General features: G+C 62.9%; 22 protein-coding genes and 2 pseudogenes. 20 read left to right on the top strand and 4 right to left on the bottom strand.

The window, feature by feature from the left end:
* Positions 1-69 precede the first annotated feature (69 nt).
* Complete coding sequence (locus P3T40_RS17155; protein ID WP_429268916.1) at positions 70-678, top strand: transcriptional repressor; 609 nt, start codon at positions 70-72, stop codon at positions 676-678.
* 117 nt (positions 679-795) lie between these two features.
* Here P3T40_RS17155 and P3T40_RS17150 read toward each other — a convergent pair whose 3' ends face one another.
* A complete protein-coding gene (locus P3T40_RS17150; RefSeq protein ID WP_429268915.1) occupies positions 796-1,206 on the bottom strand; it encodes a response regulator in 411 nt (136 codons plus the stop codon).
* Between the two features lie 722 nt (positions 1,207-1,928).
* Here P3T40_RS17150 and P3T40_RS17145 point away from each other — a divergent pair.
* From P3T40_RS17145 to P3T40_RS17120, 6 genes and pseudogenes are all read left to right on the top strand, one after another.
* Positions 1,929-2,249 (top strand): 2-keto-3-deoxygluconate permease, encoded by a 321-nt coding sequence (locus P3T40_RS17145; protein WP_429268914.1) that lies wholly within the window; start codon positions 1,929-1,931, stop codon positions 2,247-2,249.
* A gap of 79 nt (positions 2,250-2,328) precedes the next feature.
* On the top strand, positions 2,329-3,048 hold the full coding sequence (locus P3T40_RS17140; RefSeq protein ID WP_429268913.1) for a ribonuclease activity regulator RraA: 720 nt from the start codon (positions 2,329-2,331) through the stop codon (positions 3,046-3,048).
* A 56-nt stretch (positions 3,049-3,104) separates the two neighbouring features.
* Positions 3,105-3,551, top strand: coding sequence for a phosphotransferase (locus P3T40_RS17135; protein ID WP_429268912.1), 447 nt, complete (start codon positions 3,105-3,107; stop codon positions 3,549-3,551).
* A 244-nt stretch (positions 3,552-3,795) separates the two neighbouring features.
* Positions 3,796-4,560, top strand: coding sequence for a gluconate 2-dehydrogenase subunit 3 family protein (locus P3T40_RS17130; RefSeq protein ID WP_429268911.1), 765 nt, complete (start codon positions 3,796-3,798; stop codon positions 4,558-4,560).
* Position 4,561: 1 nt separating this feature from the next.
* A pseudogene (locus tag P3T40_RS17125) lies at positions 4,562-6,340 on the top strand (GMC family oxidoreductase).
* A gap of 13 nt (positions 6,341-6,353) precedes the next feature.
* On the top strand, positions 6,354-7,799 hold the full coding sequence (locus P3T40_RS17120) for a c-type cytochrome (RefSeq protein WP_429268910.1): 1,446 nt from the start codon (positions 6,354-6,356) through the stop codon (positions 7,797-7,799).
* A 9-nt stretch (positions 7,800-7,808) separates the two neighbouring features.
* Here P3T40_RS17120 and P3T40_RS17115 read toward each other — a convergent pair whose 3' ends face one another.
* Positions 7,809-8,627, bottom strand: a complete 819-nt coding sequence (locus P3T40_RS17115; protein WP_429268909.1) for a TetR/AcrR family transcriptional regulator — start codon at positions 8,625-8,627, stop codon at positions 7,809-7,811.
* Between the two features lie 108 nt (positions 8,628-8,735).
* Between P3T40_RS17115 and P3T40_RS17110 the strand changes: the two genes are divergently transcribed.
* The 3 genes from P3T40_RS17110 (at position 8,736) to P3T40_RS17100 (ending at position 12,877) form a co-directional block, all read left to right on the top strand.
* A complete protein-coding gene (locus P3T40_RS17110; RefSeq protein ID WP_429268908.1) occupies positions 8,736-10,244 on the top strand; it encodes an MDR family MFS transporter in 1,509 nt (502 codons plus the stop codon).
* A 365-nt stretch (positions 10,245-10,609) separates the two neighbouring features.
* Positions 10,610-11,629, top strand: coding sequence for a zinc ribbon domain-containing protein (locus tag P3T40_RS17105; protein ID WP_429268907.1), 1,020 nt, complete (start codon positions 10,610-10,612; stop codon positions 11,627-11,629).
* Between the two features lie 171 nt (positions 11,630-11,800).
* A complete protein-coding gene (locus tag P3T40_RS17100; RefSeq protein WP_429268906.1) occupies positions 11,801-12,877 on the top strand; it encodes a TAXI family TRAP transporter solute-binding subunit in 1,077 nt (358 codons plus the stop codon).
* Positions 12,878-12,964: 87 nt separating this feature from the next.
* On the opposite strand, the gene P3T40_RS17095 is transcribed toward P3T40_RS17100, so the two are convergent.
* Positions 12,965-14,395 carry a PLP-dependent aminotransferase family protein gene (locus P3T40_RS17095; protein ID WP_429268905.1) on the bottom strand — a complete coding sequence of 477 codons (1,431 nt, stop codon included), beginning with the start codon at positions 14,393-14,395 and terminating at the stop codon, positions 12,965-12,967.
* Positions 14,396-14,506: 111 nt separating this feature from the next.
* Here P3T40_RS17095 and P3T40_RS17090 point away from each other — a divergent pair, with 111 nt between their 5' ends.
* From P3T40_RS17090 to P3T40_RS17045, 10 genes and pseudogenes are all read left to right on the top strand, one after another.
* Positions 14,507-15,430 (top strand): DMT family transporter, encoded by a 924-nt coding sequence (locus P3T40_RS17090; protein WP_429268904.1) that lies wholly within the window; start codon positions 14,507-14,509, stop codon positions 15,428-15,430.
* Positions 15,431-15,583: 153 nt separating this feature from the next.
* Positions 15,584-15,958, top strand: a pseudogene (locus P3T40_RS17085) (peroxidase-related enzyme); the annotation flags it as partial.
* Between the two features lie 72 nt (positions 15,959-16,030).
* Complete coding sequence (locus tag P3T40_RS17080; protein ID WP_429268903.1) at positions 16,031-16,231, top strand: hypothetical protein; 201 nt, start codon at positions 16,031-16,033, stop codon at positions 16,229-16,231.
* A gap of 109 nt (positions 16,232-16,340) precedes the next feature.
* On the top strand, positions 16,341-17,210 hold the full coding sequence (locus P3T40_RS17075; protein ID WP_429268902.1) for a MerR family transcriptional regulator: 870 nt from the start codon (positions 16,341-16,343) through the stop codon (positions 17,208-17,210).
* A 240-nt stretch (positions 17,211-17,450) separates the two neighbouring features.
* Positions 17,451-18,479, top strand: coding sequence for a sulfonate ABC transporter substrate-binding protein (locus P3T40_RS17070; protein ID WP_429268901.1), 1,029 nt, complete (start codon positions 17,451-17,453; stop codon positions 18,477-18,479).
* Positions 18,480-18,884: 405 nt separating this feature from the next.
* The gene (locus tag P3T40_RS17065) at positions 18,885-19,784 is read left to right on the top strand and encodes a mechanosensitive ion channel family protein (protein WP_429268900.1); all 900 of its coding nucleotides are present in this window, start codon (positions 18,885-18,887) and stop codon (positions 19,782-19,784) included.
* Between the two features lie 265 nt (positions 19,785-20,049).
* A complete protein-coding gene (locus P3T40_RS17060; RefSeq protein WP_429268899.1) occupies positions 20,050-21,453 on the top strand; it encodes a flavin-containing monooxygenase in 1,404 nt (467 codons plus the stop codon).
* A 95-nt stretch (positions 21,454-21,548) separates the two neighbouring features.
* Positions 21,549-22,454 (top strand): SDR family NAD(P)-dependent oxidoreductase, encoded by a 906-nt coding sequence (locus P3T40_RS17055; RefSeq protein WP_429268898.1) that lies wholly within the window; start codon positions 21,549-21,551, stop codon positions 22,452-22,454.
* A 99-nt stretch (positions 22,455-22,553) separates the two neighbouring features.
* Positions 22,554-23,432, top strand: a complete 879-nt coding sequence (locus tag P3T40_RS17050) for a metal-dependent hydrolase (RefSeq protein WP_429268897.1) — start codon at positions 22,554-22,556, stop codon at positions 23,430-23,432.
* Positions 23,429-24,361: an alpha/beta fold hydrolase gene (locus P3T40_RS17045; RefSeq protein WP_429268896.1), complete on the top strand. Its 933-nt coding sequence runs from the start codon at positions 23,429-23,431 to the stop codon at positions 24,359-24,361. The genes P3T40_RS17050 and P3T40_RS17045 overlap by 4 nt, the downstream gene beginning before the upstream one ends.
* Here P3T40_RS17045 and P3T40_RS17040 read toward each other — a convergent pair.
* Complete coding sequence (locus tag P3T40_RS17040; RefSeq protein WP_429268895.1) at positions 24,336-24,890, bottom strand: putative glycolipid-binding domain-containing protein; 555 nt, start codon at positions 24,888-24,890, stop codon at positions 24,336-24,338. The genes P3T40_RS17045 and P3T40_RS17040 overlap by 26 nt on opposite strands.
* Positions 24,891-25,036 lie beyond the last annotated feature (146 nt).

Here is a 25,036-nt window from a genome sequence, read left to right as displayed (position 1 = left end):
ACGCGCTGTCGCCTGCACGCTCGCCACCGCCCAGCCACGCCGAACCGCGATGGACCTTATAATCTGCGTATGAAGAACGCAAAGCCTTCCACGGCCGCCGAAAAAGCCGCCCCAGCCCCAGCCACGACTCAAGTGAGTACGCACGACCATCCGCCTGCTCATGTCCACGATCACGAGCATGATCATGGGCATCGCGAGGCCGCTTCACCGGAAGCCGCGCTGGTGCTGGCAGAGGAATATTGCCGGGAACGCGGCGAGAAGCTCACGCCGATCCGGCGCAAGGTGCTGGAGTTGCTGCTGACCTCGGGTCGCGCCACCAAGGCCTATTCGCTGCTCGACGACATGCGGCAGATTCACCCCGGCTCCGCCCCGCCCACGGTTTACCGGGCGCTCGACTTCCTGCTCTCGGCCGGGCTTGTGCATCGGATCGAATCGATCAACGCGTTCACCGTCTGCCACGACCTGACCCAATGTCAGCATGGCATCCTCGTGGTGTGCCAGCAGTGCGGCAACGTGACCGAACTGCATCAGCCGAAGCTGCGGCAAGCGCTGGTAGCACAGATCGAAGATGCGGGCTATCGTCTCGCTAGCGAGGGAATCGAGCTAAAGGGCTTGTGTTCCGCGTGCCAGGCCGCTGAGGCCAGTGCTGCAGCCAAGGCAACCGCGAGCGGCGCCTGATCACCGCCTGAGCCCGTCAGAGAAAACACCGCACCCGCCCCAGCTTTTAATGCTCCTGGGGGAGTGGACGCATAGCGCCCGTTTCAGCGGCGCCTCACTGCGCCATGCAGCCGGCGCTTAGCCGGCCGCCCGGGCGTCAATCGCGTCGTGCAGCAGCTCGACCAGTTCATCCGGCCTGGCAGGCTTGGTCATGAAATGCTGGAAGCCCTCGCCGATGCTGCGTAAGCGGTAGGTGTCATCGGTGTGGCCGGTGAGCGCTACCGCGACCGCCGGCGCATGATCGCCACGAATCTCGTGATCGCGAAGCCGCTGGATCATATAAAAGCCGTCCATACAAGGCAGTTCGAGATCGCAAACCACTGCATCGGGTGACAACCGCAGCGCCGCTTCGACGCCCTCTTCCGCATCCGCCACTGCGACGACATGCGCGCCCTCCGATTCAAGCAACAGCGTCAACGATTCCCTGCTTTGCAGGTCATCTTCGACGAGCACGATCGTTGCCTGATCGAGTCTCAACACTCCGTTCATTTTTTGGTTGTTGCTAAAAAGCAGGTTAGGCCCAACAAGCGGCCATTGTATCGCGCCCGGCGTTGCGGTTCAGTTGACCCCGCTTGTTCGCCATGAGCAGTTCGCAAAGTCCGACTCGATTTCGCGCGACGAGTTGCAATCGTTCTGTAACAAAAACATCTGGTGAATGGCTGTGCCGCTGAGACGTACAGTGCATCCTCATGCACCGGCAAGTCACATGCATGAAACAGGCCCATTGGCCCATCGCGTATGCGCCGTCCGGCGGCAGGCTGGTTCAGCGCATTCCGGCCACGGTCCCCATGAGCCCATCACCATTAGCACGACGCGTGCCGTGCCCCTGCACGCGCGACCCGCTGCTGCCCATGCGGCCCGTGAAGCTTCGCCGCACCTGATATAAGGGCGGCCGCTGCCCACGGCATCGCGTCCGGGCAGGCCCAAACACAGCGATCCAGGACGCCCTGCCGCACAACGGCACTGCGCAAAAATTGCCACGTCATGCCATTTTTTGCCTGCCTCGCTTAGGTGTAAACGATGACTTCAAAGCGCCGCTAATTTCCGGGCAGCGCGACTCGTCAATGCTAAATTTCGATCGAGGCGACGACCGTGGCGCGCATCGACCGGGGTGCCATGCGGCATGACGTCCGTGACCTGCACGGAGTGCGGCCGGGCGCGACAAAGACAACAAACCGATCGGGCAGACCGTCCGTGGAGGAGCATCCGGCATGAAAATCAAGAAGGCGATCGACCGTATTCCCGGCGGGCTGATGCTCGTCCCCCTGCTGCTCGGTGCGTGCGTGCATACCTTCGCGCCGCACGCCGGCAAGTTTCTGGGGTCTTTCTCCAATGCTCTGATCACCGGCACGCTGCCGATCCTCGCGGTATGGTTTTTCTGCATGGGTGCCAGCATCAGCCTGAAGGCCACACCGATCGTGCTGCGCAAGAGCGAGGGGCGTACTCTCGGCAAGCTACCGGCGCAAGCACCCGGCCTCCGCCGACCCGCTATCCGAGAGCCGCGAAAATCGCCACAATCACGATGGTCATGACAATCACGGACTCGAGCCCACGCTCCATCATCCGTTGAAGTAGTCTCTCCTTTTCAACCCGACAACACCTGGTCTCACGATGCAAGAACTCGATCCCGCTACACTCGAAACCCTCCGTCATGTCAGCACGGCCACGCTCACCACGCAGTTATTCAAACGCGGGCTGCGCAACACGTTCATGCAGGGTGTCGCGCCGCTTGCTACGCCGACCGGCGAAAATCTGGTGGGGCCTGCGTTCACCTTGCGCAATATCCCGTCACGCGAGGACATCGATGTCCTCGAACTGTTTGCGAATCCGGAGTACGCACAGCGCAAATGCGTCGAAACGATTCCCGCCGGACACGTGCTCGTGCAAGACTGCCGCGGCGAGCGCAATAGCGCGTCGTTCGGCTCGATCCTGACGCAGCGCCTGAAGGTGCGCGGCGTCGCCGGCATGGTCTCGGACGGTCCGGTGCGCGACAGCATCACGATCGCTGCCCTCGGCCTGCCGGTGTTCTGCGCTGGCGCGAGCGCGCCGCCTAATTTGCTGCGCCATCACGCGATCGATATCAACGTGCCGATCGGCTGCGGCGGCGTGGCCGTGTTTCCGGGCGATGTGATCGTGGGCGATGCAGACGGCGTAGTGGTCATTCCGCGCGAGATGGCGGCCGACGTCGCCAAAGCAGCCGCCGAACAGGAGCAACTGGAAGAGTTTCTGACGGAGCGTATTCGCGAAGGCGCGGCGTTGCCCGGAACATATCCGCCCAATGAAGCGACCAAGGCGGCATACGATGCGTGGAAGAAAACACGTAACCCGTAAGCCTTCATTCAGGTAGCGCGTCGCCGGCTTGCCGCCAGGGATTCCGACGCGCTGCCTTGCGTTCAGCTTTCGATTCGCTCTCCGATATTTCATCACGCTTGCGTGCGATACGCCGCTCCGTCGAACCCTACTTCGCTTCGTTGCGTCCCATCTGCTTTCTGGACGACATGACGGTCAACAATGTGCTCGTCGATCACAGTGACTTGCAGGGCATCATCGATGTCGACTTCGTCTGCTATGGCGACCCCTCGATGACGATCGGCACCACGCTCGCGCACATCGCGGCCGATGTCGGCGCGGCCGGACGTTTCTACGGAGAAGAGCTGATTCGCTGCGCGGCTCCGTCACGGGACGCACATCGGGCTATCTACTTCTACAGCTCGCTCTGGATGACGGGTTTTCTCGCTACTGCCGAAGCCGCAGGACAGGCGCAGCGCGCCGCTGAGTTGCTGCAGGCGGCGGACGCCATGCTACGCATAGCCGAAGCGGACCTTCGCGGCTGAGCCGCGGCGGGCTCTTTCACTCGCCCTTTCTGTTGCTTTCAGACGTGCATCGACACGCCTGCCTTTATTTCAAAATAATGGATCGACTCCGCCTGCCTCCCGTGTAGGCCGGGAATTTCGTTTTTAATATGGAGTCCATCTTATTATTGAAATTTAATGGTAAATATTTAGTACTGTAAACAATTGAACTTCACATGCAGCCGGCATCTCTACCTTATCGTTCTTCAACCGATCGGTAAGTGCGATGGAAAGAAAGAAACAGCATTTCAACTTTGGCGAAACATACGACGCATTACCCAACCCGCGGCGTCGTTTCATGTTCAAATCAGCGCTACTGCTGCCCGCCGCCGTCAGCCTCGGCGCGTGCGAGCCGCAACAATCCTCCAGCAGCACCTCGCCCACTGGCAGTTCCGGCTCCGCGTCGCCTCCTAAAAATTCTCATACACCGCGCTACTTCAACGCGGAGGAATGGGCTTTCTTACGCGCCGCCGTCGCAGTACTCATTCCCAACGATGATAACGGGCCCGGTGCGCTTGAACTCGACGTGCCGGTCTTTATCGACCGGCAAATGGAGAGCGAATTCGGGCACGCGGCACGTTGGTACATGCAAGGCCCCTTCCGCAGCGCCAGTCCTCTATTCGGCTATCAATCGCGACTGACGCCGCGCGAGGTCTATCGGCTTGGCATTGCCGCGACCAACGAGCATTGCCGTCAGCTCGAGGGAAAGGACTTCGCCGCCCTGCCGTTCGCGGTTCAGGATGCGGTGCTGCATCAACTCGACGAAGGCGCGCTGCGGTTTGAAAGCGTCGACGCCAAATCCTTCTTCGATTTCCTGCGGGCCAACACCATTGAAGGCTATCTGGCCGACCCGATCCATGGCGGCAACAAGGGCGCAGCAAGCTGGAAGATGATCGGCTTTCCCGGTGCCCGTGCAGACTTTCTCGAGTTCGTCGGGCAGAACAAACCTTACCCCTACGGTCCGGTCGGTATCTCGGGCGAGGAGAGTTGAGATGACAGCGATCAAGAACAAACCGGTCGATGCCGTGCTGGTCGGTTTCGGCTGGACAGGCGCCATCATGGCCATGGAACTGACCGAAGCCGGGCTGGACGTGCTCGCTCTCGAACGCGGTCCGGCGCGCGACACGTACCCCGACTTCGCCTATCCGAAGATCGCCGACGAACTCGCCTACGGCGTGCGTCTCGGCCTGATGCAGAACCTCGCCACCGAAACCGTCACGGTGCGTCACGCCCCCGGCGACGACGCACTGCCCTACCGCCAGCTCGGCTCCTTCCTGCTTGGCAACGGCGTGGGCGGCGCGGGTGCCCACTGGAACGGCATGCACTGGCGCGCCACCGCGAGCGACCTCGTGCTACGCAGCCACTACGAAGAACGCTACGGCAAGGCTTTCATCCCGGCGGACATGACAGTCCAGGATTGGGGCGTGACCTACCACGAACTCGAACCGTTCTACGACAAGTTCGAGTATGTCTGCGGTACCTCCGGCAAGGCAGGCAACCTCGGCGGAGCCATCGTCGAAGGCGGCAATCCGTTCGAGAGCCCACGCTCGCGCGAGTATCCGCTACCGCCGCTAAAAGACAACCTCGCCGCGGCGATGTTTGCCGATGCCGCACGCTCGCTCGGCTATCACCCGTTCCCTTCACCTGCCTCCCACGCTTCGCAGGCCTATACGAATCCCTACGGCCTGCAGCTCGGCCCGTGCAATTTCTGCGGTTATTGCGAGCGCTTTGGCTGCTATATGTATTCGAAGGCCTCGCCGCAAACCACGCTGATCCCGGCGTTGATCAAGAAACCCAACTTCCGCTTGCGTACCCAGACGCAAGTCATACGCGTCAACCTCGACTCGACCGGCAAGAAGGCGACCGGCGTGACCTACATCGATGCGCAAGGCCGGGAAGTGGAACAGCCTGCCGATCTCGTCATCCTGAGTGCCTTCCAGATGCACAACGTGCGCCTGCTGTTGCTCTCGAAGATCGGCCAGCCCTACGATCCGCTGACCGGCAACGGCACGGTCGGCAAGAACTTCGCATACCAGATGAACGGCAGTGTTTCGCTCTTCTTCGACCAGGACGTCTATCTGAATCCGTTCGCCGGCGCTGGCGCAGGCGGCCAGGCGGTCGACAATTTCAATGGCGACAACTTCGATCACGGACCGCTTGGCTTCGTCGGCGGCGCCTACACCGCCGTCAATCTCACCGGCGGGCGGCCCATCCAGCAAACAGCCCTGCCGCCTGGCACACCCGCTTGGGGAAGCGGCTGGAAAGCGGCAATGAAAGAAAACTACCTGCATACGATGTCGATCGGCACCGAAGGCTCGGTGATGTCCTACCGCGACAATTTCCTCGATCTCGATCCGACCTATCGCGATGCCTTCGGCCAGCCGCTGCTGCGCATGACGTTCAACTGGAAAGACAACGACATCCGCATGTCGCAGTACACAACCGCTCAGGCGGCTTAGATTGGGCGTGCGATGAAATCGAAACAGCTGGTGGTGAAGACGAAGCACATCGGCGATCAATACGACGTGCGACCGTATCAGACGACCCACACCACCGGCGGCGCGATCATGGGTGCGCGCCCCGATTCGAGCGTCGTCAACCCGTACCTGCAAAGCTGGGACGTGCCAAACGTGTTCGTGCTCGGCGCCAGCGCATTCCCGCAAAACTTTTCGTACAACCCAACTGCCACGGTCGGCGCGCTGGCCTATTGGGCTGCTCACGCCATTCGCACGCGGTACCTGAAACATCCCGGCGCACTGGTTGCCGTTTGACGAGGACGCACACATGAAAACATCATTCCCACGTCCCCACGCATTGTCAGCCTGCGCGGCTACCGTATCGCTCGCGCTTCTGTTCGCAGTTGGCAACGCTCCGGCGCAGGCTGTGCGCGAAGCGGCGGCCGCCGATGCTGTGGCAGCCAGCCCGCCGGCATCCCAGGATGCGCGCCTGCATCGGGGCGCCTACCTTGCCCGCGCCGGCGATTGCGCCGCCTGTCATACAGCAGCAGGCGGCAAGCCGTTTGCCGGCGGCCTGCCAATGAGCACACCGTTCGGCACGATCTATTCGACTAACATCACCCCCGACAAGGCGAGCGGAATCGGCACGTACAGTTTCGAGGATTTCGAGCGTGCCTTGCGTGAAGGCAAGTCCAAACGCAACGGGCATCTCTATCCGGCCATGCCGTATCCGTCCTTCCGCATCCTGTCGCAGGACGACATGCAAGCGCTCTACGCCTACTTCATGCATGGAGTGGCACCGGTGAACCAGGCCAACCATGCGAACGCACTACCGTTTCCGTTCAACATGCGGGCGCTGATGATCGGCTGGAATCTGCTGTACCTCAAGCATGATGGACCGTACTGGAATGATGCGACCCGCAGCGTCGAATGGAATCGCGGTGCTTATCTGGTTCAGGGCCTGGAACATTGCGGGGCATGCCATACGCCCCACGGCATCACCGGAGAGGAGGAAGCGCTCAACGAGTACGACGCGGCCGGCGACCGCTACCTCGCCGGCGCCACGCTAGCAGGCTGGAATGCGCCCACGCTGACAGGGGCGCTCGACACAGGCCTCGCCGGCTGGTCGAAAGAGGACATCGTGTTATTCCTGAAGTCCGGGCGCACCGCACACACTGCAGCGTTTGGCGCAATGACGGAAGTGGTCGGCGACAGCACACAGTACCTGAGCGACGCCGATCTCAAGGCGATCGCCGAGTATCTGAAGGCTCTGCCCGGCAACAGTGCGTCGCGTGGCGCCGCCGCGGCCACACAGACGGACGCGGAGGCTCAGACCACGCAAGGCACCGTCGCAGCCGCGCGCGGTACGGAGGAGGCGACGGCACTCGCACTGCGCAACGGCGATCTGCAGGTGCGGGGCGCTCACGTGTATCTCGACAACTGCAACGCCTGTCACCGTTCGGATGGCGCCGGCGCACCCCATACGTTCCCGTCTCTTGCCGGCAACCCCGTCGTCACGTCCGACGACCCCACCTCGCTGATCCATATCGTACTCAGCGGGTCGCGCATGCCGTCCACCTCGACTTCGCCCACGCCGCTCGCCATGCCCGACTTCGGCTGGCGTCTCGACGATCAGCAGATTGCCGACGTGCTGACCTTCATCCGTAGCAGTTGGGGTAACCAGGCGGCCGCGGTCGAAGCAGCCAGCATCGCCCAGTTGCGCAGAACGACGACAGCAGGCCCATCCCAGCTGCGTACACAACAGGCGGACTGAGCGGCTGTTCTAGCGCGTCCCGCGGTGCGGCGCGAGCCCGTGCACCAGCAACGCCACCGCGTGGCGCGCAATGTCGTCGGGAGTCAAACTGCGCCGCACCGGATCGTTGCGCCACATTTTCGAAGTGGCAAGCGGCAGGATGGTCAAACCCAGCAGCGTGAGAAACACCAGCGACGGCTCCAGGTCCGCGTTGACGCGCCCCTCTTTCTGCCACTGCTCGATCCGCGCCAGTGAGGCCTTGTGATGGGTGTGCCCGAAGCGCTCGTGCATACGCTGGCGCAACAGCCCACCCTCACTGATGACCTCGCGGACCCACAAAGGCGGAAACCACGGATTTTCGACCGCGACCGCCACCATCCCACGCGCCAGTTGTGTAATCGCAGCCACCGGATCGTCCGGATTGGCCTCGAACGCGCCGCCGATAGCCGCGCGCAACGGCAGGAACCGCTCGTCGATCAGTACGTCGAGCAACTGGTCGCGCGTCTTGAAGTAGTAATGCACCATCGCCGGCGTGAAACCCGCCTCCCGGGCTATCGCGCCAAGCGTCGTATCGACGATGCCCTGGCGCGCAAACAACGTGAGCGCTGCGTCGAGCAGCCGGGCGCGCTGCTCCGGCCCGCGTGCGCTGCCGGTGGGCCGGCCGGGCCGCCGCGCGGCAAGTGGCGCAGTAGCCGCGTCCGCTGTTGCGGCAGCCGTCGCGACGTGAGCGGCCTGGGCGGCCTTGGAGGCCTTGGAGGCAGGCGCGGAGCCCGCTGCCCGCTCGGCCTTTTTCTTTGCCCCCGCTGCGCCCGCTTTCGGCGTGCGCTGATCGGACGATGCAGTGGTCATTTCCTTTCCATTTGACTGATTGGCTGATGTGGCATATATTAATCTCCTAGTTAATTAATTTCAACACATTCCATACACGCTTCACACCGTTCGACAGGTCCCCATTCCATGGATCAACGTACCACCACCCCAGCGGAGCTCGCGACAGGCGCGGAGCATCCGCCGCTTCGCCTGCTGTTTCCGGCACTGCTGCTGGTGATGCTGCTCGCGGCGCTTGACCAGACCATCGTCTCGACGGCGTTGCCCACCATCGTCGGTGAACTCGGCGGGCTCAACAACCTGTCGTGGGTCGTCACCGCGTACCTGCTGACCTCGACCATCGTCGTGCCGCTCTATGGCAAGTTCGGCGACCTGTTCGGTCGCAAGATCGTGCTGCAGGCGGCCATCGTGCTGTTCCTCGTCGGCTCCGCGCTGTGCGGGATTGCGCAAAACATGGCCCAGCTGATCGTGCTGCGCGCCCTGCAGGGTCTCGGCGGCGGCGGCCTGCTGGTGGTCACCATGGCGGCCATCGCCGACGTGATCCCGCCTGCCGAGCGCGGCCGCTATCAGGGCGTATTCGGCGGCGTGTTTGGTCTGGCCACCGTAATCGGTCCGCTACTCGGCGGCTTTCTGGTCGAGCATCTGTCATGGCGCTGGATTTTCTACATCAACCTGCCACTCGGCCTGCTCGCGCTGGCCGTGATCGGTGCAGTGTTCAAACCGCACACCGCGCATATCAAGCACACCATCGACTACATGGGCGCCGCATTTCTGGCGGGCGCACTCACCTGCATCATCCTGTTCACGAGCCAGGGCGGCACGATCCTGCCGTGGTCGTCGCCGCAACTGTGGTTCACGCTCGTGATGGGATTCGTTTGCATCGGCGGCTTCATTTACGAAGAACAGCGCGCAGTCGAGCCCATCATGCCGCTCGAACTTTTCAAACAGCGCACGTTTCTGCTGAGCAGCCTGATCGGTTTCATCATTGGCGTCTCGCTGTTCGGCTCGGTGACGTTCATCCCGCTCTATCTGCAGGTGGTCAAAGGTTCGACGCCGTCCGAGGCCGGCATGCAGATGCTGCCGATGATGGGCGGCTTGCTGGTGATGTCGGTGATCACGGGACGCGTGATCAGCAAGATCGGCAAATACCGAATGTTCCCGATCGGCGGCACGTTCCTCGTCGCCGTGGCGATGACGATGCTCGCGCGGTTGCAGATCTCCACACCGATTCATGTGATGTATCTGTACATGGGCCTGCTGGGCCTGGGTCTCGGCATGGTGATGCAGGTGTTGATTCTCGCCGTACAGAACACGGTGGAGTTCAGGCATATGGGTGTCGCCACATCGGGCGCCACTCTGTTCCGCTCCATTGGCGGTTCGGTGGGCGTCGCAGGCTTCGGTGCGGTGTTTTCGAACGGCCTCGCGTCCCGCCTGCAAACCTTGATTCCGCCCGACACCGAGCTGCCGCACTCGCTCGGGCCGGCCGCTATCCACCAGTTGCCCGCGGTATTGCACGACGAATATTTGCAGGCCTTTGCCGGCGCACTGCACACGGTCTATTTGTCCGCCTCATGCGTGGTTGTGCTGGCATTCGCGCTTGCCTGGCTGCTCAAGGACCATCCGCTGCGCAAGCATTGAGTGCTGCAATGTGCGAAGCCGCATTCATCGTGGCCGGCTTCGCTAAGCGCTTCATCCAGACAAACTCCTCGCCGGTCTCGCGCCGCGGCGCAGGATGCAAAAAATTCCCCTTTCGTTCGTTCTGCCGACATGTGCCGCAGTTCGCCCGTCGTTATGTGCGGTGTACCACACTTGGTAGGTGCGATCGTCGATTGACGTTCACCTCGAAAGCTCACATATTGTTCATGGCAGCGTCGTCATTTTTTCTGTGGCGAACGCTGAACTCCAGCGCATGTGGATCGTGATTCACGCAGCGATTGCACGCTGCCTCGACCACGATCTGGAGCATGCCGTATCGGCATAGCCTATCGCAGGTGGGTTACCGCATGTCCGCCCAAAATACTCCTGACCAGAGTTATCCCGCGCCGTGCAAACGTTGCGGTGGTGCGTTGTATCAGCACGCCGATCTATGTCCTTACTGCGGCGTACCTGCTCCGCTCGCGACGCCCGCGCATGCGCGCCTTGCAGGGGCGGATGGCCCGCTGCACCGTCCGCTGCAGGCGGATACCCAACGCAAGCTGGCCGTGCAGAAACTCGCGTCACCGAATACACCGGTGCCTCAACTGGGTCATGTGCCGGTCAGTGCCTCCGTGGGTTCGCGCGGGCTGCTCACGCGCGGGTTGATTGTGCTTGGCGTCGTCATACTAGGGTATGGCGGATATACGCTACTCCGCGATCATCACACGAGTACGCCGGCTTACGATGAGCAGGACACCCGATCAACGGCAGGCTCCATTGCGCCGTACACGCCGGATCAGACAACGAACACGCGAGCCAGCACGGGGGCCATCAATTCATCCGCCGTCCCCACGCCGGTGGTGGCCCCGCCGGTCGTCGTCCCGCACTATCGAGATTTGCCCGAAAGCCTGCGCGCCGCGCATACGTACGCAGACGCCCATGACCTGTCGGGCGCTCAAGCGGCGCTAAACGCAGCGTTCTCGATGGAACCCGACAACGCCGATGCGCGCACGGTCCAGAGCGAACTCAGGCCGCTCGAGCAACGCCGCGACGCCGCACTGCAAACGGCGAACGTATGCATGAAGGACCACTTGTGGGGCTGTGTGCAACACAGCGCCAGCGACGCCCTCGCGATCGATAACGGCAGTCCCCAGGCGAAGTCGCTACTGCAACAGGCGATCGTCGCAACCGGTTGGGCGCCGCTCGGCAGTCATGCCGCGCCGCCTCCGAAAGCCGCCCCTGTTGCCCAGGTCCCTCAGCCCTCACAGCCCGCTCCGGCCACTCAGGTAGCGCCTGCCGCCCCTGGCGGCGTCGATGCACAGGTACGCGCTATCTCGGAGTCCGGCTGGCGAAACTCGCCGGCATCGGCGGCGGCGCCCGCTCATTGAGCGGCCCACTGAGCGACCCTCTGAGCGGCCGGCAAATCGCGCAAGTCCGACCGCAAGTTTTAGGCACCTCGCAAGACGCAATATCTGGAAGTTGCAGAACCGACTCACCGATGCTTCGTCGCGGCTCACCGCGCGAAGCCTATTCAAACCAGACCGATAGGTGGAACGACCATGCTCAAGACAATGCTGGCGGGGTGGCTCGGATTGATGCTGGTGTCTTCAATCGCGCTTGCCGACAATGCGCACTACAAGATCGTCACCGGACCCGAACGCGGCACCTATATTCAGATTGGCGCGGATCTGGCGAAATGGGTGGCCGAGCCGGTCGGCATCGACCTCGAAGTCATGCCGTCGAAGGGATCGGCGGAGAACGTCCAGCGCATGCGGTTTGAGCCAGGCGTCAAGCTCGCGCTCGTGCAGTCGGACGTCTATCAGGCCTACGTCGACATGGCCAACGCCGGCAATGCCGATGCGGGCCAGGCGATCCGGCCCTTGCGGCTCATCATGCCGCTCTACGACGAAGAGATCAATTTCGTCGTGCGCGCCGACTCACCGATCAAGACCATCAACGAGATCAAGGACAAGAACATTAGCGTCGGCCTGCTCGGCAGCGGCACGGCGCAGTCCGCCAACACCATCTATCACCTGATGTTCGGCCAGCCAATTCCCGATCAGAACGTTCAACACTTCAGCAACGAGGACGCGCTCGCCGCGCTGATCGTCAAGAAGATCGATGTGGCAGTGATCGTGGTCGGCCAGCCCGCCAAGCTGTTTACCGACATGAACCCCGAGCTGCTGCAGCAGTTGCGCCTGCTGCGTGTCGATCCCAACGCACCCGAAACCGCGCGCGCAAAACAGACCTACTTTCCGGCCATCATTCACACGGCCAGCTATCCGAACTGGTTGAAGGAAGACGTGCCGACCTTCACCGTGAAGGCCTTCCTCGTCACCTACGATTACGGGTTGCGCGATACGATCGTCAATCTCGATCGCTTCGCCGAGTCGCTGTGTACGAACTTCGATAACCTGCAGGAGCACGGTCATCCGAAGTGGAAGCAGGTAAAGATGGAATTGCCCAGTCTCGGCAAAGGTTGGCAATACTACGGGCCGGTGGAAAAGCATCTGCGTGCCTGCGTCGCCCGTCGTGAGGCCGGCACAACGACCCCGGCGCCCGCGCAAACCGCGGAAAAAGCGCCTGTGAAGTCGAATTGCACGGATGAAGCGCGGGTGCTGATGCTGTGTAAATGAGTCCGCTCGGAGTCCATCTGCGGGCGCCTAATGTGGCGCTCGCTGCCGTGCTCAGCGCCAGCCGTCTGAGCACGCTGAGGTGTAGCCTCAAACGGGCAACTGCGCAAGATCCATCGCGCGCTGCAGCGCTTCGTAGGCCTTCGGCCGGTTGCACTGCGAAACGTTGAAGCGCAAGAACCCCGCCGCCGATTGCGCAGCGCTGAACACATTGCCCGGCGCCAACACCACGTTGTCCGCCAGCGCGTGCCGCGCAATCTCTGCCGCATCCAGTTCAGCGGGTAACCGTGCCCAGACGAAAAGGCCTGCACGCGGCCGGGTCCACACCTCGAGGCCCGCTTGCGTGAGGCGCCGGATGGTTTCGCCCATCGCGTCGGCCAGTTTCGCGCGCAGGCCTTCGAGATGCCGCCGGTACGTGCCGTCCACCAGCAGGCGATGCACCACACTCGCTGCCAGTTGGCCGTTGCCGAACGAGGTCGCGAGCTTCAGGTCGATCAACGGTTCGATCCAGTCGGCGCGTGCCGCGATGAAGCCGCAGCGCACGGCCGCCGAGAGCGTCTTCGAAAAACTGCCGATCGACACCACTCGCGCGAGCCCGTCGAAAGCGGCCAGACGCGGCGCGGCTTCGTCTTCGAAGTCGGCGAAGATGTCGTCCTCGACGATCAGCAGGTCGTGCTCGCCAGCCAGCTTCAGCAGGCGATGCGCGACCGCCGGCGCCAATGTCGCGCCGGTCGGATTGTGAATGGCCGAGTTGGTCACATAGAGGCGCGGGCGGTGCTCGATCAGCGCCCGCTCGAAGCTCGCCAGGTCCGGTCCGGATGGCGTGTACGGCACGCTGACGATGCGAGCGCGATGGGCGCGCAGCAACGCCTGAAAGTTGAAGTAGCACGGATCGTCGATCAGCACGGTGTCGCCCGGTTCGAGCAGAAAGCGGCACACGAGATCGAGCGCATGGGTGCCGCCATCGGTCAGAATGATCTGCTCGGGCGGCGCGTCGACGCCATGCTGGGCAAGACGCCAGGCGAGTTGCTGGCGCAGTGCGGGCAAGCCAGGCGGCGTGGCGTAATCGGCCAGCGCGGCATGCGGGTCACGCGCCACTGCGCGCAGCGCACGCCGCACGCCGTCTTCCGGCAACCATGACGCCGGCAGCCAGCCACAGCCAGGCTTGAGCACCTTCTGCCCGGCTTCGAGCGATTGCCGCGTGAGCCACAGCGGGTCGACCTGACGGTCCAGACGCGGGCCCAGATCGGCCAGCGCGAGCGGCGGCGCATGGCCGGAGACGAAAAACCCCGAGCCGCGCCGCGCGACGATGGCGCCTTCCGCGACCAGCCGGTCATAGGCTTCGACCACCGTCGATTTCGACACGCGAAGCGTCTCCGTCATGACCCGGATCGACGGCACGCGGGCGCCGGGCATCAGCGAGCGGCTCGCAATGCGTTCGCGCAATGCGTCCATCACGACTTCAACGCGGGTGCGCGACGACGAAATGTACCCCGGATTGTCTCTGCTGCTTTCTACCATCTGTACTGCTCCACGTTCGGTACAGTTTGCACGAATTGTACTGATCCGTAGCTTACACTTTTAGCCGCCCAGGAGCATGGTGGCGGTTTAATCGCGCGGATGGAAATCTCGATGCAAAAGTCCATAGACGGCGGCCCCGGCCATAGTCGCGCCTCGAGTGCCTGGGTGAGCGGTTTACTCGGTGTGCTGATCTTCAGCGGGTCGCTGCCCGCCACACGCATCGCCGTGCAGGGGCTCGATCCGATCTTCCTGACCGTGGCGCGCGCGACGATTGCGGGCACGCTCGGGCTCATTCTGCTGCTCGTGTTTCGCGAGACGCGCCCGGCGCGGCGCGATTTGCTGCCTTTACTCATCGTCGCGCTGGGCGTGGTGGTCGGCTTTCCGTTGTTGACCGCCCTCGCGTTGCGCCATATCACCTCGGCTCATGCGGTTGTGTTCATTGGCCTGCTGCCGCTGTCCACCGCTATCTTCGGCGTGCTGCGCGGCGGCGAGCGTCCGCAGCCGGCGTTCTGGCTGTTTTCAGCGCTCGGCAGCTGCGCGGTCGTCGCGTTTGCGGTGCGCGACGGGCTGCATGCATCGCCGCTCGGCGATGCCCTGATGCTGGCCGCGATCGTCGTGTGCGGGCTCGGCTATGCGGAAGGTGCCCGACTGTCGCGGCACCTCGGTGGCTGGCAGGTGATCTCGTGGGCGCTGGTGCTCTCGCTGCCGGTGATGGTGCCGCTCACGTGGTGGGCGTGGCCGGCTTCGTTTGAAGGCGTCAGTCAGGCCGCGCTGTGGGGGCTCGCGTACGTGTCGCTCTTCAGCATGCTGATCGGCTTTGTGTTCTGGTACCGAGGGCTCGCGTTGGGCGGCATTGCCAGCGTCGGACAGTTGCAGTTGCTGCAGCCGTTTTTTGGGCTCGTGCTGGCCGGCGTGCTACTGCATGAGCAGGTGCCGCCGGTGATGATCGTCGTGACGGTGATGGTGGTGGCGTGTGTGGCGGGGGCGCGGCGATTTGCGCGGACTGTGCCGGTACCGGTGCGGCCAACTGCGTAGCAGCGTGCGAGCGGTGTGAGCCCCTCGCGTGTCTGCCCTCTCCCGCCTCCCTGCTGAAACGTGCGCGCAAGACCCAGCCCCGCGAGTACGTCCGGCTGCACGCCGGTGACATCGCGTCCGTCGAATTGCACGCTGCCGCCATTGGGCGTATTCCCGGGCGGGCTGCCGCGTGCGGAGCGCGAACTGGCGAGCACCGTGGTTTCTCGTATCAATGGCTGCGTGTATTGCGCGTCGGTGCACGCGCAACGCTTCGGACAACTGGCGAAGCGCACGGACGCCATCGAGCAGGTTTTCGAGGATCCCGCCAGCGCCGGCACGACCGAGCGTGAACGGGCCATCATCCGCAACGCGATCGAGTTGACCGAGCATCCCGAAGCTGTGGATGCCGAAGCCATCAAACGGCTCGAAGCATATGGGTTCACCGAGCCGGAGATTCTCGACCTGACGCATGCGATCGCCATTTTCGCGTGGGCGAACCGGCTGATGCTGACGCTGGGCGAACCGGTGTTTCCTGCGCAAAGCGGCTGATAGCTCGAACCGGAACGGACGGCTGTCCGGCGCATTGCGGTATGCTCACGGGCTCGTTCAGAAGGAGGATCCATGAAGCTTTCGACCTGTCTGGGGTGCGCGGCGCTGTTGCTGTCCGTCAGCGCGTATGCGCAAACCTCGCAGACCTTTACGTTTGGTGAAGGCCAGACCACGCCTCATGCCACGAATGCGCGCCCGTCGTCGGGCGCTCATCCCAAGGCCAAGCCGAAGCATGCGGCTACGCACCACAAACCCCGTCCGCCTCAAGCGTAGAAGCCGGACGTCTGTTCGCAGAGCTGAGTCCCAGCGTACCTTGGGCGTGGGAGACGCGGCGTTGCCGGACGAGCGGCTGGCCTGGTTCGTCACGCGTTAAAATCTCCCCATGCCGAAAACGCCCCCCTCTCCGTCCCCAACGCCGGCCGCGCCGCGCAACGAATACACCGTCGACGAACTCGCTCGGGTGACGGACAGCACCGTGCGAAACGTACGCGCCTATCAGGACCGCGGCCTGCTAGCGCCGCCGGAAAAACGTGGCCGGGTCGGCGTGTACGACGATACCCACGTATCGCGGCTGAAGCTGATCAATCACCTGCTGGCGCGCGGCTACACGCTCGCCAACATCCAGGACCTGATCAAGGCCGTCGACGAAGGCCACGACCTGCGCTCGATTCTCGGGCTGGAAACGGCCATCGGCAGCCGCTGGTCGCGTGAACGGCCGAAAAAGTACTCGCCGGTCGAACTGCTAAAGATGTTCGGCGACAAGGCCTCGCCGGGCGCGTTGTCCAAAGCGGTCGAGTTGGGCCTGCTCGAGCGCAACGGCCTGTCGTTCGTCGCCAATAGTCCTGCGGCGCTGTCGGCCGGCGCCACCATGGCGCATGAAGGCATTCCGCTCGCCGATCTGCTCGACGCCGTGCGGATCTCGCGTCCACATTTCAATGCCGTCGCCAAGGCAATGGTCGACCTGGTCGTGCGCCAGCTCGACCGCTACGACGCCGGCGCGCTGCCGCCGCCTGCCGACGTGCCGGCGCTGGTCGAGGCGATCTGGCGGGTCCGGCCACTGGCGATGGTGCTGGTCGAAACGGAGATGAACCGTGCGCTCGAAGAAGCGTCCGGCGACTACCTCGGCGACCGCGTCGCGGGAATCCTGGAAAAGCTCGGCAGCACGCACGAGGGCACACCGCCGGTGTCAACCGAGGCTGAGGCGAAAACGGCACGCGACGCCCGCGCAGAGCGGACAAAAGCTAAAAAGTAAGTCCCGTAGTCGTTCTCGCTGTTATTCCTGCGGTCACTCCTGTCACGCGCAGCAGACCGGCTCCTTCATGCGCGTCATATCCAAAGCTCCATTGCTTGGTTTGCGCTACGGCACGTCCATGCGACGATCCTTTCACCGCAGCCGCAACGTCATTACAGCAGTGCCGACATACAACACGCGAGGACGCGTGGAATGAACGAGCCCGGCTGCTGCATCGACCGCACGCATGGAGACTCCTGAATGACCAGCAAACCTGACGGCCGCGCACGTCTCGCCACCCGTAGAGCGTTGACCACGTTCATCGCATTGGCCGCGTTCACCTCATTGACGCTGCTGCCCGCCGGCAACACCTTCGCCCAGGAGACCAGCAGCGCCACAAGCAAGGTGTTGCGCATCGGCTATCAGAAAGCCGGCTTGCTCGCGGTCCTGAAAGCACAAGGCTCACTCGAGCAGAAGCTCAAGCCGCTCGGCTACAGCGTGAAATGGTTCGAGTTTCCGGCCGGCCCGCAACTGCTCGAAGCATTGAACGCGAATAGTATCGACTTCGGTTATACGGGAGCGCCGCCACCGGTGTTTGCGCAGGCGGGCGGCGTCAACTTCGTATATGTGGGCGCGGAACCGGAGGGACGTCATACCGAGGCGGTCATCGTCAAGTCCGACTCGTCGCTACAGGCGATAGCCGACCTGAAGGGCAAACGTGTCGCGCTGCAAAAAGGCTCGAGCGCGAACTTCCTGCTGCTCGAAGTCCTGCAGAAGGCGGGCTTGCGCTACGAGGATATCCGGCCGGTCTATCTGCCGCCTGCGGACGCTCGCGCCGCGTTCGAAAGCGGTGACGTCGATGCGTGGGTCATCTGGGATCCTTACTATGCCGCCGCGCAGGGAGCGCTGAAGGCCCGCACACTGGCCGACTATTCGAACGTCGACACGGCGCATAGCTTTTATGAGGCGACTCGTGACTTCGCCCAGCAACGTCCCGATATCATCGGCGCGCTTCTCGGCCAGTTGCGCACGACAGGCCAATGGGTCAACCAGCATCCCGACGAAACCGCCGCGCTGATTGCACCGAAGGTGGGCCTCGATCAGAAACTGGTCGAGACCTGGGTGCGCCGCTCCCCCTACGGCACCACTGCAGTGACCGACGAGATCGTCCGTTCACAACAGGGCGTCGCGGACGCTTTCTACGGCGCGCATCTGATTCCGCAAAAGATCACAGTGCGGGACAATGTCTGGCAAAACAGCGAACTGGTGGCGAGTCTGGCGACGAAATAAGCGTCCAATAGCGTACGAAGCGGAGCACGAAGCCGAGCCAACCTGGTTCATTCGTGCTCCAAAATAAATTTCTGCCTCCCTGCGACGCAACTCCGCTATCTCGCTCCACCCTCCATGTTCCCTTCCAGGGGTGACGGGGTCATAACAGCCCATCTGCGAGCCGGTATCATGTGCGTCCCGCAGCGCGCATTCCAGCCAATCTGATTGTCAAAAACGTTGTATCGGTAGAACTTTACCTTTTCGAAGCGGTCCCTTCTCCGCACGCTTTACAGCGTCGTTTTCGGGTTGCCCCGCCGCTGCGGCGTAGCGCTTGCCTCGTGCGAGCGCGCCGGCACCCATTGCCTCTTTTGAACCACCGCGCGGCGCCATGCGCGCCGTCGCCTGAAAACAAGGACCGTCAAGGCCATGCAGAATCTTCTCGCTGAGATCCACCCGAACCGGTGGACCTTCCTTTGGGATGCGCTCACCACCATCTCAATGCACCTGTGCGCCGCCGCGCTGATCCTCGTGGTTGGCTGGTGGGTCGCACGCCGCATCTCGCGCTCGCTCAACCGCCTGCTCACCCGTCAGTCGCGCATGGACGCCACGTTGCGCCCCGTCCTGTGCGACACCAGCCTGTGGGGCATTCGCGTGGTCGCGATCATCGGTGCGCTATCGCAACTGGGCATCCAGACGGCCAGCATCGTCGCGGTGCTCGGCGCTGCCGGTCTCGCGATCGGACTCGCGCTGCAAGGCACGATGCAGAACATCGCGGCCGGCATCATGCTGTTGCTGTTACGGCCCTTCAAGGTGGGCGATTCGATCGAAGCCGGTACGGGCACCGTCGCAGGCACGGTCGAAGAAATCAGTCTGTTCACAACGCGCCTCACCAAATCCGACGGCATCTGCGAATACGTGCCGAATAGCGCGCTGTGGAGCAATTCGATTCGCAACTACAACCGCAATCCGACCCGCCGTCTGGATCTGGAAGTGGAAATCTCCGTGCGTGACGACGTCGATCACGCACTGGGTGCGCTGCGCGCCCTCGCCGCCTCCGACCCGCGCGCGCTGCAGAAACCCGCGCCGCAAGTCATGGTGACCCGCTTCGACGACAGCACGGTGGTGCTCAACGTCCGCGTATGGGCGAATATCGATGTGTTCTGGGATATGCGCTGGGATCTCGCGCGCCAGGTGCGCCAGACGCTCAACGATGCGCAATGCGGCTTGCCGGTACGCACGCGCGAGTTGCATATCGTGCAGAGCAGCGAAGCGAGCGAACCGGCACCTGTGCGCGCAGTTGCCGTGGCGCGGGCCGTCACACAGTAAAGGAAGCGGCAGCTGCTTTTGTCGTTTCCTCGGTTTCACTCTGGCGCTATTCCGCATAGTGGAATGGCGCCCCGGCCGCGCAGTGGCTCTCGCGGCCTCTCCCAACGGCCTCCCGGCCACACCCCGCCCGCTTCTCTCCCCGCCTCCATAGAGTCAGCAATCTAAACCGCTTCTTGCGTGATTCGATCTCAGCCCCTATCGTTACATTACTCAATGTCACAGTTAAGAGTGGAAAATAGGAGACGGATCGGATGAACGCACGCACATGCCCCCCGACGCGTTGGCGCCCCTCGAGACCGAAGTCGCGATTATCGGTTCGGGCTTTGCCGGACTCGGCATGGCGATCCGGCTCCGGCAGGCCGGCATGACCGACTTTATGGTCGCCGAAAAGGCCGACTCGCGGCATATCTGCTTCGGACACGAACTGGTCAGCGCCACCTATGACGAGACGCGCCATCGCTGGCAAATGTTGTTCGCCAATGGCCAGCAGTGGTCGGCGCGCGTGCTGGTGTCGGGCATGGGCGGCCTGTCCCGTGCGGCCCTACCGGACATCCCGGGTGTTGCCAGCTTCAAGGGCAAGACCTTCCACTCACAGCAATGGGACCACAACTATTCGCTCGAAGGAAAACGCGTCGCCGTGATCGGCACCGGCGCGAGCGCGATCCAGTTCGTGCCGCAGATCGCACCGCGCGTCGCGCAACTGAATCTGTTTCAGCGCACTCCACCGTGGATCATGCCGAAAGCTGACCGCGCGGTGAGGCCGCTCGTACAGTGGTTGTTCCGGCATCTGCCGCTCACCCAGAAGATGATGCGTGCGGGTCTCTATTGCATGCTGGAATCACGGGCGTTCGGCTTTGCGGTACATCCTTCGTTGATGAAGAGCGCGCAAAAAATCGCACTGCGTCATCTGCGCCGTCAGGTGCCCGATCCGCAGTTGCGGGCCACGCTTACGCCCGATTACACCATGGGCTGCAAGCGCATCCTGATTTCGAACGACTACTTCCCTGCTCTGTCGCGCCAGAACGTCTCGGTCGTGACGAGCGGGATTGCACGCGTCGAAAAAGATGCGGTGATCACCACCGACGGCGTGCGCCATCCCGCCGACTGCGTGATCTTCGGCACCGGCTTCCAGGTCGCCGATCCGTTCCCACGCGGTGTGGTGCTAGGCAAAGGCGGTGTCGATATCGTCGATACATGGCGCGACGGTGCGCATGCTTACCTCGGCACCACGTTACCTGGTTATCCGAACTTCTTCATGATCGTCGGCCCGAACACCGGGCTTGGCCATAATTCGATGGTTTACATGATCGAGTCGCAGGTCGAATACATCCTGCGTGCCCTGCAGACCATGAAGACCGAACGAACCGCTGCAATCGAAGTGCTGCCACAGGTCGAACGCGCCTACAACGAGCAGATCCAGCAAACGCTCGGCCGCGCAATCTGGTCCACCGGCGGCTGCAAGAGCTGGTATCTCGATCCGAAAACCGGCAAGAACACCACGCTGTGGCCCGGCTTTGCGTTTCGTTTCCGCCAGGCCACCAGCACGTTCAGCATGGACGACTACTTCGCCTATGCGCCTGCCGGACAGCCGAATGCAGCGCCGGAAGCGCACGCTACCGCTGCGATGCAGGGCGGCACACCGGCTCCGTCGTCGGCCGAGGTGACTTGAGACGCGGCCAGCGCTCGGAGCATGCAATCGATCACACCGGCTTCACAGACAGACAAAACAACAAGGCACCGCTCAGGGAGCATGGGAGAAACGCAATGAAAAGTTTCACAGACCGGGTTGCCGCGATTACCGGAGCAGGTTCAGGCATGGGCCGCTCGCTGGCCGTCCAGTTGGCACGCGAAGGCTGCCATCTGGCGCTCGCGGACCGCAACGCTAAGAGCCTCGCCGAAACAGCGGAGCTCGCGCAGGGCGCGGCGCCGCAGATCGTCGGCGCGCCGCTGCGCGTGACAACGCGTGTGCTCGACGTGGCGGATCGCGCGGCCATGTTCGATTGGGCCGCCGAGACTGTAGCCCAGCACGGTTGCGTGAATCTCGTGTTCAACAACGCGGGGGTTGCACTGTCGAGCACGATCGACGGGATGGAGTACACCGATCTCGAATGGATTGTCGGCATCAACTTCTGGGGCGTCGTACATGGCACGAAGGCGTTTCTGCCGCATCTCAAGTCTTCGGGCGCCGGGCATATCGTCAACACGTCGAGCGTGTTTGGTCTGTTCGCACAACCAGGCATGAGCGACTACAACGCCACCAAGTTTGCCGTGCGCGGTTTCACTGAGGCACTGCGCCAGGAGCTCGACCTGATGAAATGCGGCGTGTCGGCTACCTGCGTGCATCCGGGCGGCATCCGCACCAGCATCGCGCAATCGAGCCGGATCGCCTCGAATATGGTTGGTTTCATGATCGAGAGCGAACAGCAAGGTAAGGACGATTTCGAAAAGCTCTTCATTACGACCGCCGATGAAGCCGCGCGCGTGATTCTCGACGGCGTGCGCAAAAACAGGCGGCGCGTGCTGATCGGCCGCGACGCGCGTGCCGCCGACTGGCTCGCCCGCACGCTGCCGGCCGCCTATCAGACGCTCGTCGTGATGCAAACGCGCCGCATGCAACGCATTGCGCACAAGCGCGCCCGCGCGGCGGAAGCTGCCGGACGGCGCGCGTAACTCACAAGCATCATCAGCATCATTAGCACTGTCAGCACCATAAGGACCATAAGGACCATAAGGATCATAAGGACCATAAGGATCATAAGGAGAAAGGCCATGATGCCCGTTCGCCGCGACCTTCGTTTCGCTTTACCACCTGAGCGTGCCTGCGACTGGCATCAGCAGGGTTCACATGTGACGCACTTTTTCAATGCGCTCTCGCTGCTGTTTCCCGCGGGCGAGCGCTTCTTCATGGACAGTGTGCGCAATTACCGCGACCGGATCCACGACCCGGTGCTGAAAAAGCAGGTGCTCGGATTTATCGGCCAGGAGGCGATGCACACCCGCGAGCACATCGAGTACAACGATCTGCTGCAGAACGCGGGCCTTCCTGCGCACAAGCTTGACCGGCGTCTCGGGATGTTCCTCAACCTCAATCGCAAGATGCCGAAGTCGTTCCAACTGGCGATGACCGTCGCACTCGAGCACTACACCGCGATGCTGGCCGGCCTGTTGCTGGAGGACGATACCCGCGTGGGTGGATCGGTCGAAGGCTATGCGCAGATGTGGACCTGGCATGCGCTCGAAGAGACCGAACACAAGGCGGTTTCATTCGACGTGTGGAACACCGTGGTCAAGCCCGGTCTCGCGCGCTATCTGCTGCGCACCGGCACCATGCTGACCGTCACGCTGGTGTTCTGGCTGATCGTATTCGACTACCACGTGCGCCTCCTGATCGCCGATCGCAAACGCGGCGGCCATCTGCGCGGCATGTGGCGGGTCGTCAAATTCCTCTACGGACCGAGGCACGGCGTATTCCCAGGCATCGCACTGGAATGGCTGCGCTTTTTCAAACCCAGTTACCACCCTTGGGATCACGATAATCGTGCACAACTGGCGCGCATCGACGGTCTTGTCGCCGCGGTCGATTCGGCCAATGCCGCCAACCCTGCCGCGCTAAAAGCAAGCCGCCGCGGCGTGCGGGCGGCCGCATGATCCGCGACGCGCTTGTCGTCGACGTCGGCGACGTCCGCCTTGCGGTGTACATCAGCGGACCGCGCGACGCGCCGCCAATGGTGCTCGTGCACGGCTATCCGGATTCGGCCGCGGTCTGGGAGCCGCTGCGGGCGCAACTCGACGGGCGCTATCGCGTGATCACCTATGACGTGCGCGGCGCCGGCGCTTCGGATGCGCCGCCTCGCCGGGACGGGTATCGTCTCGAACGGCTCGCCGCCGATCTCGCTGCCGTGGCCGACGCCACCTGCGCTGGCTGGGCGTTTCATCTGGTAGGCCACGACTGGGGATCGATCCAGAGCTGGGAAGCCGTCACCAGCGCTGCGTTCGAAGGCCGCATTGCCTCGTTCACGTCGATCTCCGGCCCGAGTCTCGACCATGCCGCACTCGGTTTGCGCGGCCAAGGCGGGCCATCCTCCGGGCAGCGTGCCGCGCGGCCGTTAGCGAGCGGTCTGCGGCAAACACTGAGGTCCTGGTACATCTTCCTGTTTCATCTGCCGCTCTTGCCGGAACTCGCATGGCGCGGGGGCGTTGCCCGTGGCTGGCCCCTGTGGTTGCGCCTCTCCGAGCACGTGCGCGCTGAGCGAGATCCGGACCAGCTGCGCAACGCGATCAACGGTCTGAACCTCTACCGGGCCAACTTTATCGACCAGTTGTTTCATCCACGTGCACGCCGCGCCCATGCGCCGGTGCAATTCATCGTGCCCCTGCGTGACCGATACGTGGCACCTGCGCTCTCGCTCGGACTCGAAAAATGGCTTGGCGACTATGCACGCGAGCCGATCGACGCCGGCCACTGGGTCGTCTTGCGCGACCCCGTAGGCATTGCCGCCAGGATCGACCGTTTCGCCGCCCAGCATCCCCCGCTTAGCCCGGCAACAGGCGTCAGCGCGTTCGCGGCAAGCGCGTGAAGAGCGTAGGGTAGTCGATGACCAGGCCATCTTCGTCCACGGTCATGTTGGCGCTGAAGTTACGAAAGATCCCTTCATAGCGATATTCGCGGTTCAATGCGATACACGAGTAGGCCTGCTGGACACGCGTCACCTGCAGGTCCGGCGTCGAGATGTACGCCACCTCGATCGGCTGGCGCTCGCCTTCGGCCAGTTGCAGACGGCGGATGGGCAGTGTATTGGTGAACGGCGTTGCGGCAATATCGATGTCGGTGCAGCCGTCGATGGCACCGAGCGTCGCGCCTTGGCCATCGCGCCAATGACCGTCACCGTCGCTGTGCAGCTCCAGCTCGCCGCCACCCATGATTTTGAGGAACGCGTAAGTGACGTGCCAGCGCGGATCACAGCGCACCCGGTAGTAAAGCCCGTAGCCCTTCCCATAGCGCTGCCCGACAACGGCGCTCTCGACGAAGAAACCCTCGTCACCTGCCTCGAACACCAGATGTTCGACGCCGTCGCCCTCCTCCGATGCCCAACGTACTTCACGCATAGTCTTGCCTCCTTGTGGATCGGCGCGGTGGGCACGGGTTCGCAAGTATCTGCGTACGAGGCCGCGCGTGCCGGACTTCTATCGTAGCAAGACCGGCACGCGCGCGCTGCGCCCTCAAAGCGCATCACAAATAGCCACTATCATCG

The organism is Paraburkholderia sp. EB58, assembly GCF_050436665.1.
Taxonomy (GTDB): Bacteria; Pseudomonadota; Gammaproteobacteria; order Burkholderiales; family Burkholderiaceae; genus Paraburkholderia.
This window is presented reverse-complemented; position numbering and strand designations above follow the sequence as displayed.

Bases quoted from the DNA above. Each gene is read 5' to 3' on its own strand.
- P3T40_RS17150 (WP_429268915.1), bottom strand. From the start codon at position 1,206: ATGAACGGAGTGTTGAGACTCGATCAGGCAACGATCGTGCTCGTCGAA.
- P3T40_RS17040 (WP_429268895.1), bottom strand. From the start codon at position 24,890: ATGCGTGAAGTACGTTGGGCATCGGAGGAGGGCGACGGCGTCGAACAT.
- P3T40_RS17095 (WP_429268905.1), bottom strand. From the start codon at position 14,395: ATGGTAGAAAGCAGCAGAGACAATCCGGGGTACATTTCGTCGTCGCGC.
- P3T40_RS17045 (WP_429268896.1), top strand. From the start codon at position 23,429: ATGATCCGCGACGCGCTTGTCGTCGACGTCGGCGACGTCCGCCTTGCG.
- P3T40_RS17120 (WP_429268910.1), top strand. From the start codon at position 6,354: ATGAAAACATCATTCCCACGTCCCCACGCATTGTCAGCCTGCGCGGCT.
- P3T40_RS17050 (WP_429268897.1), top strand. From the start codon at position 22,554: ATGATGCCCGTTCGCCGCGACCTTCGTTTCGCTTTACCACCTGAGCGT.
- P3T40_RS17155 (WP_429268916.1), top strand. From the start codon at position 70: ATGAAGAACGCAAAGCCTTCCACGGCCGCCGAAAAAGCCGCCCCAGCC.
- P3T40_RS17060 (WP_429268899.1), top strand. From the start codon at position 20,050: ATGCCCCCCGACGCGTTGGCGCCCCTCGAGACCGAAGTCGCGATTATC.
- P3T40_RS17100 (WP_429268906.1), top strand. From the start codon at position 11,801: ATGCTCAAGACAATGCTGGCGGGGTGGCTCGGATTGATGCTGGTGTCT.
- P3T40_RS17065 (WP_429268900.1), top strand. From the start codon at position 18,885: ATGCAGAATCTTCTCGCTGAGATCCACCCGAACCGGTGGACCTTCCTT.
- P3T40_RS17090 (WP_429268904.1), top strand. From the start codon at position 14,507: ATGCAAAAGTCCATAGACGGCGGCCCCGGCCATAGTCGCGCCTCGAGT.
- P3T40_RS17145 (WP_429268914.1), top strand. From the start codon at position 1,929: ATGAAAATCAAGAAGGCGATCGACCGTATTCCCGGCGGGCTGATGCTC.
- P3T40_RS17075 (WP_429268902.1), top strand. From the start codon at position 16,341: ATGCCGAAAACGCCCCCCTCTCCGTCCCCAACGCCGGCCGCGCCGCGC.
- P3T40_RS17080 (WP_429268903.1), top strand. From the start codon at position 16,031: ATGAAGCTTTCGACCTGTCTGGGGTGCGCGGCGCTGTTGCTGTCCGTC.
- P3T40_RS17055 (WP_429268898.1), top strand. From the start codon at position 21,549: ATGAAAAGTTTCACAGACCGGGTTGCCGCGATTACCGGAGCAGGTTCA.
- P3T40_RS17070 (WP_429268901.1), top strand. From the start codon at position 17,451: ATGACCAGCAAACCTGACGGCCGCGCACGTCTCGCCACCCGTAGAGCG.
- P3T40_RS17105 (WP_429268907.1), top strand. From the start codon at position 10,610: ATGTCCGCCCAAAATACTCCTGACCAGAGTTATCCCGCGCCGTGCAAA.
- P3T40_RS17115 (WP_429268909.1), bottom strand. From the start codon at position 8,627: ATGACCACTGCATCGTCCGATCAGCGCACGCCGAAAGCGGGCGCAGCG.
- P3T40_RS17130 (WP_429268911.1), top strand. From the start codon at position 3,796: ATGGAAAGAAAGAAACAGCATTTCAACTTTGGCGAAACATACGACGCA.
- P3T40_RS17140 (WP_429268913.1), top strand. From the start codon at position 2,329: ATGCAAGAACTCGATCCCGCTACACTCGAAACCCTCCGTCATGTCAGC.
- P3T40_RS17110 (WP_429268908.1), top strand. From the start codon at position 8,736: ATGGATCAACGTACCACCACCCCAGCGGAGCTCGCGACAGGCGCGGAG.